Raw genomic sequence first — 15174 nt, forward strand, 5'->3', positions numbered from 1 at the left:
CCCGGAATGACGCTTACGCCTTGTCGAACAGGGACTCGACGTATTCCCAGTTCACGAGGTTCTCGACGAACGCCTTGAGATAATCCGGGCGGCGGTTGCGGTAGTCGATGTAGTAGGAGTGCTCCCAGACGTCGCAGCCGAGGATGGGCGTGGCGCCGTGCACCAGCGGATTCTCGCCGTTCGGGGTCTTGGAGATTTCGAGCTTGCCGTTCTTGACCTGGAGCCAGCACCAGCCGGAGCCGAACTGGCCGACGCCGGCCGCCTGGAAGTCGGTCTTGAACTTCTCGAAGCCGCCGAGGTCCTCGTTGATCTTCTTCTCGAGCTTGCCGGGCAGCTTGGTGCCGCCGCCATTGGGCTTCATCCAGCTCCAGAAGTGGATGTGATTGTAGTGCTGGCCGGCATTGTTGAACACCGCGGGGTTCTTGCCGAACGAGCCCTTGACGATCTCCTCAAGGGACTTGCCTTCCCATTCGGTCCCCTTGAGCGCGTTGTTGCCGTTGGTGACGTAGGCCTGATGATGCTTGTCGTGGTGGAATTCCAGCGTCTCCTTCGACATGAACTGGCCAAGGGCGTCATAGGCGTAAGGGAGTGGGGGCAGCGTAAAGGTCATGGTTCTTGTCCGCGACTGATGGGGAACTGGCTTAACGGGGAGTCTTATAGAAGGTTCCGCGGCCGTTAAATACCGCCAATTTGCGAAAACACGTGATGGGGCCATCCGGCCGGATTGCACCAAATCGACGCAAGCGCAGACGTTCTGCCGCAGGCGAGACGGACGGCGTAAAAATATCATTGCCTTTGAACCGCTTATGACAGAACGAATGCGCCACGAAGCGGAGCTCCGAAGAACCAGGCCATGAGCATCGAGATCGATATTTTGAACGGCGACGCCTCTTGGCCGATTGCGGAGCCGCTGCATCAGGCGGTCTGGGGACCAGAGCTCGTCGCTGAGAAGCCCTGGGCCCACGTCAAATGGGCCAATGCCGATCTGCGCGTGCTGATCGAGACGCCCGAGGACGGCCTCGTCTGCCATGTCGGCATCTACTTCCGCACCGTCACCTGGAATGGGCAGAAGGTCCATATCGGCGGTATCGGCGGGGTCTGCACGCGCCAGGACCAGCGCGGCCGCGGCTATGCGACCGTGGCGATCGACGCGGCGGTTCACACCATCAGAGCCAACGAGGCCGCGCGCTTCGCACTGCTGTTCTGCGAACCCCACAATTTCTCGTTCTACGAGACCCGGAGCTGGCTGCCCTTCAAGGGCGAGGTCTATTGCGAACAGCCGGAGGGGCGGATCCGCTTCGACCATATGGCGCCCTACGTGTTCCACATCGTCCGCGCGCCGACGCTGGGCACCATCGACCTATGCGGCCTGCCCTGGTGAGCCCTGCGTGAGCGAGGGCTGGCCGGGCGCCTTGCGCCCTATAATATGTCGATCATCATTTGATATTCCGCGCGGTGAACATGACGATCGACGCCCCCGTAGACGCCGTCCCGCCGCTCGCGCCGGTCGCCTACCCCATCGCCAGCCTGCTGACCGCGCCCATCCTGCCGACGCTGCTGCGGCTCGCGATTCCCAACATGATCGCGATGGTCGGCAGCACGCTGGTCGCGATCGCCGAGACCTCCTATATCGGCCGGCTCGGCACCATCCCGCTCGCCGCGATCGCGCTGGTGTTTCCATTCGCGATGCTGACGCAGATGATGAGCGCGGGTGCGATGGGCGGCGGCGTATCGTCCGCGGTCAGCCGCGCGCTCGGCGCCGGGGATCGGGACCGCGCCGCGACGCTGGCGCTGCATGCCGCCATCATCGGCCTCTGCGGCGGGCTGTTCTTCACGGTGATGATGCTGGTCTTCGGCCGCTCGTTCTTCACCCTGCTCGGCGGCCGTGACCGGGTGCTGGAGGAAGCCTGCGGCTATTCGCAAATGCTGTTCTCCGGCGCGGTCGCGATCTGGCTCGTCAATACGCTTGCCTCGGTGATCCGCGGCACCGGCGACATGCGCCTGCCCTCGATGACGCTGATCGGAGCGAGCGTGCTGCAGATCGCGCTCGGCGGCACGCTGGGGCTCGGCCTGTTCGGCGTGCCGCAATTCGGTATGCCGGGCGTCGCAAGCGGCCAGTTGATCGCGTTCAGCTGCGCCGCGATCTTCTTCCTCTGGTATCTCTTGTCCGGCCGCAGCCGGCTGCAGATCGACGTCCGCGCCTTCCATTTCGAACGCGCGATGTTCCTGGACATCCTCAAGGTCGGCGCGGTGGCCTGCCTGTCACCGCTCCAGACCGTGCTCACGATCTTGATCTTCACCAAGATCCTGGCGACCTTCGGCACCGAGATGCTGGCCGGCTATGGCATCGGCTCGCGGCTGGAATTCCTGCTGATCCCAATCACCTTCGCCTTCGGCATCGCCTCGGTGCCGATGGTCGGCATGGCGATGGGCGCCGGGCATGTGAAGCGGGCGCGGCGTGTCGCCTGGACCGCAGCTGCGGCCTCGGGACTCACGGTCGGCCTGATCGGGCTCGTCATCGCGCTCGATCCCGCGCTGTGGGTTGCGCTCTTCACCCGGGATCCCGGCGTCACCGCCGCGGCGCACAGCTATTTCCATTGGGCCGGCCCGGCCTTCGTGTTCTTCGGCATCGGCGTGTCGCTCTATTTCTCATCCCAAGGCGCGGCGCGCGTCGGCGGACCCGTGCTGGCGTCCACCGCGCGACTTTTGATCGTCGCGATCGGCGGCATCGGCCTCATGATGGCGCAGGCGCCGGCCTGGACCTTGTTCGCGCTGGTCGGCGGCGCCATGGTCGTGTTCGGTCTGGCGACTGCGGGCTCGGTCGCATTTGTGCGCTGGGGCAAATGAGCGCAGGTGTGTAAACGCACATCGATAAACGCAGGAATGTGATTCCGGCCAGCGTTGCACTATCGCGCCGGCCTGCTATGGAGGCGCTCCATTTTCGGGGCCTCTTCCATGACTTCCAGATTCGCCGCTCTCACCGTCCTCCTCGCCGCGCTGCTTGGCGCGTCCGCCGCTCATGCGCAGAACGTCGACGGGACATGGCTGACCCAGGCGGGCGATGCGCGCGTCAAGATCACCAAATGCGGCGGCGGCATCTGCGGCGTCGTCGCCTGGCTGCGCGAGCCCTACGACACCGCGACCGGCCAGCCCGCCACCGACAGCAAGAATCCCAATCCCGCGCTCGCCAAGCGCCCGATGATCGGTCTGCCGCTGTTCAGCAGCATGCCGCCCTCCGGTCCGAACAAATGGTCGGGCCGGATCTACAATGCCGACGACGGCAGCACCTATGCCAGCAGCGTCACCGTGACGGGAGCGGATTCGCTGCGGGTCGAAGGCTGCGTCGGCGCGCTCTGCGGCGGCGAGACCTGGACGCGCGCGGGGCGGTAGCGGGTCTACGAGCTCTCGTGCCCCGGAGGCAGCGCCGCACGTAGTGATGCGCTGCAGAGCCGGGGCCTATCGCGCTCTGGGTCCCGGCTCTGCGCAGCGTCACTGCGTGCCGCAGCGCGTCCGGGACACGAGATCCCTCACGCCGGCATCGCCTTTAGCGCCGTCGCGGCCGAGGCATAGCCGCCCCGCGCGCCGTCGATGAAGTGCACATGGTCGCTGCGCAGCGCGGACGGTGTGAAGCAGGTCATCATGGCGGCGTCCTGCTGATGGAGGCCGTAGCGCACGACGCCTTCGCGCGCGGCGGCCGCGAGGCGATCGCTCAGCGCGCGCTCGAGCTGCGGGGTGCAGTCGAGGATCATGCGCAGGCCGTCGTCATACTTCCTGAAGTCCGAGTTCTCGACGACCTGACGCCGGTAGAGGTTGGGCACGAAGCCGCCGACCTTAAGGTCGAAGCGCATGATCAGATAGACAAACAGCGTGTAGGCCAGCACGCTCGCCCTGCGCGCAAGCAGCGGGCCACCGCGCCTGGTGCGGGCTTCGTATTCCAGGCCCTGCGGCGGCCATTTCAGCGGCGGTCCCTGCGGCGGCACCGGACGGGCGCCGTCCGGGCTGCGCTCGACGAGATGGATGATGTCCTCGATCACCTTGCGGAAGGCATGCGGCTCGGCGCCGCGCGCCGGCATCACCAGGACCGACAGGATCAGCCCGCGCGAGGCCGGCATCATCTCGAAGCGGCAGGACAGGCCGGACAGGTCAGGCTGCGTGCCCGCCGGCGCCTCGGCGACCGCGAACTCGCCGCGCTTCATCGCGGCGTCGGCAAAGGCGAGCCCGCCGCCGGAGAACATCGCATAGGACAGGTTCGCCGACGGACCGAAGCGCGCGACGCGCACGTCGAGGCCGTGCGCGCGAATGGCGCTTACCGGCACCAGCGCGACGCGCATCCTCAGGTCGAGGTCTTCCCGCACCCAGGTGGCGGTCGCGGCGAGCGCGTCGCGTGCCGCATCGAGATCGCCGGGCGCGACCGCAAAGCTCGCGCCATCGCCGCCGAACACGAAGGGGAATTCGCGCCCCGCCAAGGCATTCGTCACGGCCGCGATCACGGCCGCACCGGCCATGTTGACCGCCTTGTAGCGCTGCGCCGCGATCGCCTTGGTGGAATCGACGATATCGGCAACGCCGATGCTCCATTCGTCCGGCAGGGGCGCATAGAGCGCAGGGTCCATCAGGCTGGTGAAGCCGCGGAAAACGGGAATGCCGCCGTAGAAGGATTCGCCTGAGGTCATCGGGGACGCCGGATGGTTGGAATGCAAAACAAGTACGGGGCAGGATCGATCCGGGTTCGCCGGCCGGCGGCCCCTTCAATCATTGGCCGAAACGGCTCCGGACAACAAGATGCCGCCGCGTTGCATTGCCGCAGCGGGTCGTTTGATCGGCATCAAACGGCAGTCCGGGAGTTGCGGCTATCGTCCCTCAGCTCCACGGCCTTACATGGGATGATCGAGGTGTCCGACTTCGGCAACAAGGACTCCACCTCTCCGGTCCGCCGGCGCACGGGTGTCGACCCGATCAGCGCGGTGAAAATGCCCGAACGATTGACGGAGGCCGTCGATGCCTGGGCTGAAGCCTATCGCCTGACCCGTGCGGAGGCGATCTGCAAGCTGATCGAGCTGGGCCTGAAGATCGCGCCGCCGGTGCCCGGTTCGGCGCATCCGATCGCCTCGGAGGCCACCAGGATCGAAGAGATCGCAGTCCACGAGATCGAGACGCTGCTCGATCCCGCATTGCCGGCGGACGAGCGCGAACGCCGCATCCGCCGCCTCACCGAAGGGCCGCCGGAATTTTCCCACGAACGGATTGACCTACCGAAGGACTCGCCGAAGCACCGGTCGTGACGGCTAGTGCAGCTTCTCGTTCTGACGCTTGCGCAAGGTATCGAGCGACGCGTCATGGCAGCCGACCAGGCGCACGAATTGCTGCGGGTACATTTCATAGCCGTGACTGCCGGAATTCTGATGCGTCATCGGCGGGCAGTGGGCTTCATCCAAATCCGGCTTCGCGCGGGATGGCTCCGTCCGGCCCTGATTTGAAGCGGTCATGTTGGGCATGGCCATGGACTGCTCCCTGTCGATTAGGGCAGATCGATTGACGTAACCCAATCGATTGCGGGGCATCTTACGACCAAATCCGGCTGAATGTCATTGTGCCGGATCAACACAATGATGCCGGCCGAGTTCCGCCTATGCCGTATTCCCCGCGTCGATGGTGAACACGGTGCCGGTGACATTGCGGCCGCCCTCCCCGAGCAGATATTCCACCATGCGCGCGACGTCGTCCGTCTCCGGCAGGCGGCGCAGCGCGCTGCGGCCGGCAATGCGCTTGCGCGCCTCATCGGACAGATTATGCGTCAGCTCGGTGTCGATGAAGCCCGGCGCGATCGCATTGACGGTGATGCCGACCTTGCCGACCTCGCGGGCCAGCGAGCGGGTGAAGCCGGTGGCAGCCGCCTTGGTCGCACCATAGACGGACAGGCCGTTATAGCCGGTCGTCGCAATGATCGAGGAGATGTTGATGATGCGCCCGGTGCCGTCCGCCATCATCTGCCGCGCCACATATTTGGTGAGGATGATCGGCGACAGCACGTTGAGCTGCACCAGCGCCTCGATCGCGGAATTATGCATGGTGGCGAGCAGGCCTTCGGTGCCGAGGCCGGCATTGTTGACGAGGCCGTAGACCGGGCCGAACTCGTCGCGCACGAGCTTTGCGAAAGCCGGGATCGCGTCGATCACCGCGAGGTCGCAGGCGCGGAAATGCAGCCGTCCGCCGGATTCGGCGATCGCCGCCTTGAGCTCGTCGCTTTCGCGCCGCGCCGCCGCGATCACGTTGTAGCCGGCATCAACGAGGCGCTTGCCGATCGCAAGACCGATGCCGCGGCTGCCGCCGGTGACGAGGACATTATGCATCGGTTCGCGCCAGTTTTCCGGCCGGAGTGACGTCGAGCGCCTCGACGAAGCGGATCACCGCCGGCACCTTGTGCGACGCGAGCTGTGTGCGGCACTGCGCCAGGATCTGGTCTCGGATCTCTTTCGCGCGCGCCGGATCAGTGCCCTCGGTGAGGATCACGTCGGCAACCACGATGCCGCCGGTGATCGGGCTCTTGCGCGACTTGGCGCGCGACATCCGCACGTCGGGATGGCGGTTGATCACCGCCTCGATCTCTTCGGGGTGGACTTTCAATCCGCCGATATTGATGATGCCGCCGCGGCGGCCGACGAAATAGTAGCGGGCACCGCGCAGCTCGACAATGTCGCCGCTGTCGACGAAACCGTCGTCATCGGTGAGCGCCGCGGCGCTGCGGCCGACATAGGCATGCGCGGTACGCGTCGAACGGATCCGGAGCGAGCCGTCGACCACCTTCATCTCGACGCCGTTGCGATTGCCGAGATAGTCGGCCGGAAAGCCCTCCAGCCCGTCATTGACGGCGAAACCGACGCCGGCTTCGGTCGAGGCATAGGCATGACCGACGGAGGAATTGGGGAATGCCGCCTTCAATCCGTCGAGCACCGCCTGGTCGGCGATTTCACCGGAGAGGCGGACGTAAGCCGGGGTAAATTGCGCGGCCGAACCGCTCATCAAGAGCTTGCGCCAGTGCGACGGCGTGCCGGAGATGTGCGAAACACCTCGCGCCTTCAGCCGCGCGACGTGATCGCCGAGCACCTCATGCGGGTCCGACAACACCATCGAGCCGCCGGAGAGGATTGCGCGAAGGAAGATCTGCAGGCCGCCATAGCGGCGGATGTCGTAGAACGTCGCCCAGACCGGCGCAGGTCCGCGCGCGGGGCCTTCGGCGACGATGGCACCGGTCAGCGCTTCCAGCGTATGGCCGACGATTTTCGGCACGCCCGAGGTGCCCGAGGTCAGCATCAGCCATTCCGTGGCGCGTTCGGTCTTGGCCGGCGCGGTGGTTTCGAGCGGCAATTGCGCGGTCACGACGAGCGCAACGCCCGAATTGGCCCAGCGATCGGGCCCGTCGGTGACGACGGCATCGATCCCGGCATCCGCGATCAGCGCGTCGAGATGATCAGGGTTGAGATCGGGCGGGCACAGCAGCATGCGGCGCGCGATGCCGTCGAGCTCGATCATGGCGAGGCCCGACCGGAGCTGGTCGGACAATTTGAGCAGCACGGAGCGGCCCGACAATTCATGCAGGCGGCCACCGAGGACCGTCTGCGACAGGATGTCGGTCAGCGACACGACATGATGCGCGTCGGAGATCGAGCGGCCTTTCAGCTCCGCGCCGAGATGGTCGCGGAGTGCAAATATCTCACGCGGGGACATTTTCGTAGGCCCGCACGAAATCGCCCACGGTGGCGGGGAATGCTGCGTCCTCGGAGATGGTGAAGGGGTCGACGCCGGTGTCGTCCTCGAGACGCGCGACCAGAATGGCGAAGGCGAGCGAGTCGAAGCCCGTCTCGTGCAGCGACAGATCGTCCGAAAGTGCGGGAAGCGTGACGTTCTGCTCCTTGGCGATCTGCTGGATCGCCTCGATGACCTTAGACCTTACCGACATGGCTGGCTCGCTTTGTTATTCGTTGGTGTTGCGGCGGCTCTTGCTGGCCGCCTCCCCATGACGGCTTGTTTACCCGAGAGAAGTAAATGGCTTCTTGGACAATTCAGATAAAATTGGACCTATCTGCGGATTTTGCCGGGTTTAGAGCCTGATGGAGCCGTCCAGGATTCGTGCATAAGCCTCGGCGTCCAGCGGGACGTAGGCTCCGGATCTCGGGTCGACCATGAACAGCGGATCGGAGATCGCGGCGGGATCGAAGGCTTCCCGCGACAGGTCGCCCTTCCTCTGCTTGAACGTCTCGGTCGCATCGAGCTCGCGCGAAATGCGGATGAAGACCGGATGTGCATAGGCCGGCAGGCGCTGCGCGAGATGCGCGGGCAATGCCGCAATGTCAAAACCCTCGTTGACGACGATCGCGCTCATGCCGGCACGGCCGTCGGCACCTGGGATGCCGACGCCATAGGTGGTGGCGTCGACCACGCCGGTGAAATCGCGCATCGCGTCGTTCACCTCGGAGGTCGCGACGTTCTCGCCCTTCCAGCGGAACGTGTCGCCGATACGATCGACGAAATGGAAGAACCCCTTGTCGTCGATCCGCATCAGATCGCCGGTGCGAAACCAGGCATCGCCCTTGGCAAAGACATTTCGAAGGATCTTCTTCTCGGTTTCGCCAGCATCGGTATAGCCCTCGAAGCGGCCGCCGCCTTCATCGGCGGTGCCGATGCGGCCTATGGCTTCGCCGGCCTCGCCGCGGGCGCAGGCGAGGCAAAATCCCTCGTCGTTGCGCAGCGGCACGCCGCTATCAGGATCGAGCTTGACGAGATTGGCCGGGAAGCGATGTGCGAGCAGCGGCGGAATGCGGCCAATCGCGCCCGGCTGTCCCTCGACGTTGAACAGCGAGAAATTGCCTTCCGTCGCCGCATAGAATTCGAGGATACGGGGGATGGCGAAACGATCCTGGAAGTCTTCCCAGATGTCGCCGCGCAGGCCGTTGCCGCAGACGAGCCGGAGACGATGGCGGTTCTCGTATTCCGACGGCGCAGCCTTCAGCAGGTAGCGGCAGAGCTCGCCGATATATTGAAACAGCGTGCAGTCGTGCCGGACGATGTCGGACCAGAAATGGGAGGCCGAGAATTTCTCGGCGATCGCCACCGAGCCGCCGGCCGCGAGCATGCTGCAGGGCGCGACGATGCCGCCGACCGAATGGAACAAGGGCAGGCAATCATAGAGCCGGTCCTGCGGTCCCGCGCCGGTGAGACCGGCGAACCAAAAGCCCCAATTGAGGATACGGCGGTGGCTGATGCTGGCGGCCTTCGGCAGGCCCGTGGTGCCGGAGGTGTAGATCAGCAGCGCACGGTCGTTGATGGTGACCTCGCCATGCTCCTCCGGCGAAAGGGGAGCATCGTCCAGCGCTGCCAGCGCGACATCGATGGCACGCTCGCCGCGGGCATCGCCATGCGTCCAGACCTTGGCCTGCGTTTTCAGATGCGGCGCTGCGCCATCCAACATCTCCGTCAGTTGATGGGCCACGATGATATGCGAAGGCTTGGCGACGTCGATGCAATGCGCGAGCGAGAGCCCGACCAGCCTGGTGTTGAGGAGCGCGACCACACCGCCGACCCGACTGATGCCGAGCCATGCGGCGACGTAGTCGATGCCGTTCGGCATGATCAGCGCGACGGTGTCGCCCTTGGCCACACCGGCCGAGCGCGCCCAGCGCGCATAGCGGTTGATGCGCTTCGACAGGCCTGAATAGTCGAGACTTGCGTCATCCATCAGCAGCGCGACGCGGTCGGGCTGGCGCTGCGCCCAATGGTCGACGACGTCGGCGAACAGACGGCCTGGCAGGGTCTCGATCCGCGCGGTGAGCTCGATGGCCTTCAACCAGATCTTTGAAGCCGACGGCGCGCGCGCGACTTTCGGCTGCTCGATGACACCGGTGGTCATATTGTTCACTCTTCGGGCCGTCCGCTGATGTCCGGCAATCTAACCCGCGCGCTTTGCCCAGGTGTTAAGGGACAAGGTAAAACTCCGTTAGCGCGCGATTAACTCTAGTGATCCTTTACCAAGCCATGGGATCGGCGTGCGCCGCAGCGCAATTCTTGCGATAGCAATTCCAATTGTCAGGCGCGCTGCGCGTGCCCCCGCCCCGCAAGCGGGACGAGGTGAAGCGGAGACCGCCATGATCACCCGACGACATTTCATTCGGGCCGCGGCCTGCGCCGCGGCTGCGCTCGCTGCGCCGCGCGCTTTTGCACTCGGCAATCCCTCCTATCCCTCGCGCAGCGTGAAATGGGTGGTGCCTTATGCGCCGGGCGGCGCAACCGACCTGCTGTCGCGGCTGCTCTGCCAGCGGCTGTCCGACCGGCTCGGCCAGACCTTCGTCGTCGAGAACAAGCCGGGCGCCGGCAGCAATATCGGGACGCAGGCGGTCATCACCTCCGCCCCCGACGGCTACACGCTGCTGCTGACCTCGACCGCGAATGCGATCAATGCCTCGTTCGATCCGGCTCTGCCATATGATTTCGCCAAGGGCATCGCACCGGTCGCCGGCGTCGCACGAATTCCGCTGGTTCTGGTCGTCAACAACGACCTGCCGGTGAAAACCGTCGCCGACTTCATCGCCTACGCCAAGGCCAATCCCGGCAAGATATCGGTCGCCTCCTCGGGCATCGGCACCTCGCTGCACCTCTCGGGCGAATTGTTCAAGTCGATGGCCGGCGTTGAGTTCACCCACGTCCCCTATCGTGGCTCGGCACCGGGCTTGACCGACGTGATGAGCGGGCAGATCCAGGGCATGTTCGACAACGTCACCTCGTCCTTCGAGCTGGTGCGCGCCGGCAAGCTGCGCGCGCTCGGCGTCACCACGCGCGAGCGCTCGGAGATCCTGCCCGACATTCCTTCGATCGCCGACACCCTGCCCGGCTTTGAGACGAGCTCGTTCTACGGCGTCGGCGCCCCGCGCGACACGCCGCGCGAGATCGTCGACCTGCTCAATCGCGAGATCGACGCTGCGCTGTCCGATCCCGGTATCAAGGCCCGCATCGCCGAGCTCGGCGCCATCCCGCTCCACGGCAACGCCAGTGAATTCGGCGGCATGCTGACGGCCGAAACCGACCGCTGGCGCAAGGTGGTGGAGTTGTCGGGGATCAGGAAGGAGTAGCCGTTCCCCGAGCACCGACCAGCTGCGATGGCAGAGTTTCGCGCCGCCTCAATCCGCCGTGAATTCGAGATCGAACCGGATCGGATTGATGGGCTTCGTGACGAACTGAACCGTCTTACCGTTCAGCCCGGCAAATGGACCGGATGCGAACTTGACGAGTCCCTTGCCCGAGGATGCGACCCCGACGGGCTTGCCGTCCTTCATCACGGCCTGGGCGGAACCTTCGGTGAGCTGCGTGATGAGGCGTCCGCCGGGAATGCGGTGGACCCCGCTACCGATCAGCATCGTTGCCTTGGGACCGTCCCACTCGACGACATTCGACGCGGAATAAACTGCGCCTTTGAAGATTCCCTCGACGCCGACGCAGACATAGTCCTGCGCCACCAGATTGTGATCGGCCCGGTCGCCAATCGGCTCCTGGGTGAAGAAGCCGGCTATGCTGCATTCGTAGCGCGCGAGCACGTCCGCGCGGGCCGGCTGGAAGGCGATCATGACAAGGGTCGAGCCGATGAGCGCCTTGAGGGTGCACCAGTTCATGGAAATCTCCTCGCTTCATGCGCCCGATCCGACAGGGCCGGCATGATGCCGGACTCCTGACGTCGGGCTACGCGATGAGGATGCCCAGAAACGCATTGCGCGCGTTGACTTGGTGCAACGTTGCAGGCGACGAGAGCGGGGAGGCTAGCGGCCGCGCGGCTTGCGGGAAAGATGTGATGCCGGCGCCTCGACCGGATAATACGGATTGAGATCGCAGATCGCGGAGCGGCCGAAAGCGGTGGCGCGGCACTGTGGAATTGAGGTGAAGGAGCAATCGTACCATTCCCCACCTCCTCCGTTCGCACCTGAATAGACGTGCATGCAAACGGGGTAACGTGGATCAAAGGTCTGCGCATGAGACGGCGCGGCCGCGAGCAGCGCGCCGGCGGTCACGATCAAGCCGAACGAGAGACGCATGAACGATATTCCTGGACGCTGCATCGGGATTGTTACTGGACCTTCTTGTGGCGCTTGCGCGGCGGCGGCTGGTCGAAGGCATAATAGGGGTTGAGGTCGCAGCTGGCCGAGCGGCCCGAGGCGGTCGCACGGCACTGCGGCAGCGAGGTGAAGGAGCAGTCGAAATAGTCGCCGCCGCCACCGCCGAAGCCGCCGCCCGGCGTGTAGACGTGCATGCACACGGGATAGCGCGGATCATAGGTCTGGGCGCTGGCATCGGCCGCGACGAACAGCGCGGCAATCGCAGTGAGCGTCAAGATCGACAGGCGCATGGACTTGATCCTCGAATCGACGGCGTCGGCGGGTCTGATGCCGACGGCCTGCTATGGCATAACACGAGGCCGGCGGCGACTGTTCCTAGGGGCAGATTACGGCAAGGTGAGCGCTGGCACCTGCGGTGCTATGCGCCGAGCCCCTGCAACACCAGCCGGTTCAGCCGCGCGGCAAACGCCGCCGGGTCTTCCGGCAATTCACCGTCGAGGATCTGCGCCTGTTCGAGCAGGAGCAGGCTGAGATCGTCGACCACATTCGAGCCGGCTTGCGCCTTGGTGAGCGCTGTCACCAGCGGATGGCGCAGATTGATCTCGAGGATCGGCTTGGTGCGCATGCCCCGGTTCTGCTGCGACAGGATGCGCTCGAGCTCGCGGCTCGGGCCCTGGCTGTCGGCGACGAGGCAGGAGGCCGAGCTGGTGAGGCGCGTCGAGGCCTTGACGTCGCCGACGCGCTCGCCGAGCGCGGCCTTGATCACGGCGATGGTGGCGGCCTCGTCCGCGGCCGGCTCCTCCTTCTTCGCCTCGTCCGCCTCATCGACGCGCGGGATCAGGTCGAGGTTGAGATCGCCCTGGCTCAGCGACTTCAGCGGCTTGCCCTCGAACTCCGACGGCATGGAGGTCCAGAAGGCGTCGACGGGATCGGACAGCAGCAGCACCTCGATGCCGCGCGCGGTTGCCGCCTCGAGCCGCGGATTGGACTTCAGCCGCTCGATGCTGTCGCCGACGAGATAGTAGATCTCGGTCTGGTTCGGCTTGAAATCGGCGATGACCTGCTTCAGCGACCGCTTCTCGCCCGACGTCGTGGTGAAGCGGGACAGCGCCAGCAGCTTTTCGCGCCGTTCGAAATCCTCGTAAATGCCTTCCTTGAGCACCGCGCCGAACGCGTCCCAGATCTTGGCAAAATTGTCCGGATCCTTCTCGGCGAGGCTTTCGAGCTCCGACACGACGCGGGTCGCCACCGCCTTGCGGATCTGCGCGAGCTGCGGATTGTTCTGGAGCATCTCCCGGGAGATGTTGAGCGGGAGATCCTCGCTGTCGACGACGCCGCGGATGAAGCGCAGATAGCCCGGCAGCAGATCCGCATCATCGGTGATAAAGACCCGGCGGACGTAAAGCTTCACCCGGCCCTTGCGGTTCGGCTCGAACAGGTCGAACGGCTTGGTCGAGGGCGCAAACAGCAGCACGGCGTAGGAGTAGCGGCCCTCGGCACGGTAATGCAGCGTCATCGCGGGATCGTCGAAGGCGGACGCGATCTGCTGATAGGCCTTCTTGTAGTCCTCCGCCGTCAGCTCGGATTTCGAGCGTTGCCACAACGCGCTCGCCGAATTGATCTGGCGCGGATCGCCTTCTTCCGGCACGAGTTCGATGGGAAACAGGATGTTGTCGGAATAGGCGTGGACGATGCGCTCGATCTCGTAGGGCTCAAGATATTTCTTGGCATCATCCTTCAGGTGCAGGACGATCTCGGTACCGCGGGTCACGCGTGCCGCCTCTTCATCACTGGCACGGGCGATCTCGAAGCCGGAGCCGCCGGAGGACGTCCAGGTCCAGACGTCGCTCTCGCCGGCGCGCCGGCTGACCACGACGATCTTCTCGGCGACCATGAAGGCCGAATAGAAGCCGACGCCGAACTGGCCGATCAGGCCGAGGCCGTCCTTGGCCTCCTTCAGCTTCGACACGAACGCCTTGGTGCCGGAGCGGGCGATGGTGCCGAGATGATCGATCAGCTCCTGCCGCTCCATGCCGATGCCATTGTCGGCGATCGTGAGCGTCACGGCTTGCTTGTTGGGAATGATGCGGATCTTGAGCGCGTCGCCCTCGCCCAGCAGCGCCGGGCCGGCGATTGCCTCGTAGCGCAGCTTGTCGCAGGCGTCGGAGGCGTTGGAGACGAGCTCGCGCAGGAAGATATCGGTCTCGGAATAGACGGAGTGCACCATGAGGTGCAGAAGCTCGGAAACCTCGGCCTGGAAGGGCTGCGTATGCACAGCCGTATCGGACGTCGTCATGCGTTTACCCGGTCAAATGAAAGGGAAGAAACCCGGGATATAACGCGAGGCGACAGGGGATCAAGTGGACGCGGAGAAACGCCCTGCCGGCGGAAGGGCGATCTGTCCGATGGCGCGGCGGATCAGGTTACACAGCGACCGGGCTGAAGCAGCTTTGCGACCTCGGTCAGCGAGCTGACCATCGGCTCGCAGGCGATCGTCGGCCTGCTGCGCGCCTTCTTTTGGTTCTGCAGCAGCGTCGGCGGCTTGGCGTTGCCGGTCTCGATCACCGCGGGGACCCGCAGCAGCACCGAGGTGTCGGCGAGATCGTTCAGCCGCATCGAGACGGTGCGGGTGGGAACCGCGGCCGCCTTGAGCCCGGCGAGGCGGTCGGCCTTGCCGGCGCGATTGACGTTATGGCTTGGGACGTTTTGACCTGAGACGTTTTGGCTCGGGGCGTATTTCGAGCCCTGGGTGGGCACATCGGCGACCGCCTGCCAGCGGTCGGCCAGATCGTGGCCGGAGGCCAGTTGCGCCGCGCAAAGGGTTGCGGCAACCGCGACGGCGCCCAAAAATACCTTGTGAATCTGTGACATGACTGTCTGTCCCTCGCCCCATGGCGATCGCGGGAACAACGCGAGCAACGGATCGGGAGTTCTCAGTGATTACGATCACTTAACCGTGTGCGAATAATGCAGCAGGGTGCGCAAAATATTTCGCAAGGCCTGGAACGACTCCCGCGGACAGGAGTCGTCTCTGCAGCCGGCTATTCCCCCCTGCCCCATAAGCCGGCGACGTAGGGCG

General features: G+C 65.0%; 17 protein-coding genes. 5 read left to right on the top strand and 12 right to left on the bottom strand.

The features are described from left to right. Window positions 1-13 precede the first annotated feature (13 nt). Entirely contained in the window at window positions 14-610 is a 597-nt protein-coding gene (locus RPS27_RS16940; protein WP_014491764.1) for a superoxide dismutase, read from the bottom strand. A 243-nt stretch (window positions 611-853) separates the two neighbouring features. Here RPS27_RS16940 and RPS27_RS16945 point away from each other — a divergent pair, with 243 nt between their 5' ends. The 3 genes from RPS27_RS16945 (at window position 854) to RPS27_RS16955 (ending at window position 3390) form a co-directional block, all read left to right on the top strand. Then, window positions 854-1381: a GNAT family N-acetyltransferase gene (locus RPS27_RS16945; protein ID WP_194405906.1), complete on the top strand. Its 528-nt coding sequence runs from the start codon at window positions 854-856 to the stop codon at window positions 1379-1381. Window positions 1382-1461: 80 nt separating this feature from the next. After that, window positions 1462-2847, top strand: a complete 1386-nt coding sequence (locus tag RPS27_RS16950) for an MATE family efflux transporter (protein WP_212065939.1) — start codon at window positions 1462-1464, stop codon at window positions 2845-2847. 108 nt (window positions 2848-2955) lie between these two features. Further along, a complete protein-coding gene (locus RPS27_RS16955) occupies window positions 2956-3390 on the top strand; it encodes a DUF2147 domain-containing protein (RefSeq protein WP_212065938.1) in 435 nt (144 codons plus the stop codon). A gap of 137 nt (window positions 3391-3527) precedes the next feature. Here RPS27_RS16955 and RPS27_RS16960 read toward each other — a convergent pair whose 3' ends face one another. Beyond that, window positions 3528-4673, bottom strand: coding sequence for a DUF3095 domain-containing protein (locus tag RPS27_RS16960; protein ID WP_212065937.1), 1146 nt, complete (start codon window positions 4671-4673; stop codon window positions 3528-3530). A 210-nt stretch (window positions 4674-4883) separates the two neighbouring features. On the opposite strand from RPS27_RS16960, the gene RPS27_RS16965 reads away from it, so the two are divergent. Next, window positions 4884-5282, top strand: a complete 399-nt coding sequence (locus RPS27_RS16965; protein WP_212065995.1) for a hypothetical protein — start codon at window positions 4884-4886, stop codon at window positions 5280-5282. A 3-nt stretch (window positions 5283-5285) separates the two neighbouring features. On the opposite strand, the gene RPS27_RS16970 is transcribed toward RPS27_RS16965, so the two are convergent. The 5 genes from RPS27_RS16970 to RPS27_RS16990 form a co-directional block, all read right to left on the bottom strand. Then, entirely contained in the window at window positions 5286-5501 is a 216-nt protein-coding gene (locus tag RPS27_RS16970) for a hypothetical protein (RefSeq protein WP_212065936.1), read from the bottom strand. A 126-nt stretch (window positions 5502-5627) separates the two neighbouring features. Continuing rightward, window positions 5628-6350, bottom strand: coding sequence for an SDR family NAD(P)-dependent oxidoreductase (locus tag RPS27_RS16975; protein ID WP_212065935.1), 723 nt, complete (start codon window positions 6348-6350; stop codon window positions 5628-5630). Then, a complete protein-coding gene (locus tag RPS27_RS16980) occupies window positions 6343-7725 on the bottom strand; it encodes a class I adenylate-forming enzyme family protein (protein ID WP_212065934.1) in 1383 nt (460 codons plus the stop codon). The genes RPS27_RS16975 and RPS27_RS16980 overlap by 8 nt, the downstream gene beginning before the upstream one ends. Beyond that, window positions 7712-7957 (bottom strand): acyl carrier protein, encoded by a 246-nt coding sequence (locus RPS27_RS16985; protein WP_194405899.1) that lies wholly within the window; start codon window positions 7955-7957, stop codon window positions 7712-7714. Before RPS27_RS16985 ends, RPS27_RS16980 begins: the two co-directional genes overlap by 14 nt. A gap of 141 nt (window positions 7958-8098) precedes the next feature. Continuing rightward, window positions 8099-9913, bottom strand: coding sequence for a long-chain-acyl-CoA synthetase (locus RPS27_RS16990; RefSeq protein ID WP_212065933.1), 1815 nt, complete (start codon window positions 9911-9913; stop codon window positions 8099-8101). A gap of 226 nt (window positions 9914-10139) precedes the next feature. Here RPS27_RS16990 and RPS27_RS16995 point away from each other — a divergent pair, with 226 nt between their 5' ends. Then, complete coding sequence (locus RPS27_RS16995; RefSeq protein WP_212065932.1) at window positions 10140-11120, top strand: tripartite tricarboxylate transporter substrate binding protein; 981 nt, start codon at window positions 10140-10142, stop codon at window positions 11118-11120. A gap of 48 nt (window positions 11121-11168) precedes the next feature. Here the strand turns inward: RPS27_RS16995 and RPS27_RS17000 are convergent, their stop codons facing one another. The 5 genes from RPS27_RS17000 to RPS27_RS17020 form a co-directional block, all read right to left on the bottom strand. Next, the gene (locus RPS27_RS17000; RefSeq protein ID WP_194405897.1) at window positions 11169-11657 is read right to left on the bottom strand and encodes a hypothetical protein; all 489 of its coding nucleotides are present in this window, start codon (window positions 11655-11657) and stop codon (window positions 11169-11171) included. A gap of 144 nt (window positions 11658-11801) precedes the next feature. Next, on the bottom strand, window positions 11802-12074 hold the full coding sequence (locus RPS27_RS17005) for a DUF3551 domain-containing protein (RefSeq protein ID WP_212065931.1): 273 nt from the start codon (window positions 12072-12074) through the stop codon (window positions 11802-11804). A 32-nt stretch (window positions 12075-12106) separates the two neighbouring features. Then, the gene (locus RPS27_RS17010) at window positions 12107-12385 is read right to left on the bottom strand and encodes a DUF3551 domain-containing protein (protein ID WP_194405895.1); all 279 of its coding nucleotides are present in this window, start codon (window positions 12383-12385) and stop codon (window positions 12107-12109) included. 128 nt (window positions 12386-12513) lie between these two features. Beyond that, window positions 12514-14391, bottom strand: a complete 1878-nt coding sequence (gene htpG / locus RPS27_RS17015) for a molecular chaperone HtpG (RefSeq protein WP_212065930.1) — start codon at window positions 14389-14391, stop codon at window positions 12514-12516. Between the two features lie 122 nt (window positions 14392-14513). Next, entirely contained in the window at window positions 14514-14966 is a 453-nt protein-coding gene (locus RPS27_RS17020) for a hypothetical protein (protein ID WP_212065929.1), read from the bottom strand. Between the last annotated feature and the right edge of the window lie 208 nt (window positions 14967-15174).

This window comes from Bradyrhizobium sp. WYCCWR 12699, from assembly GCF_032144035.1.
Taxonomy (GTDB): Bacteria; Pseudomonadota; Alphaproteobacteria; order Rhizobiales; family Xanthobacteraceae; genus Bradyrhizobium.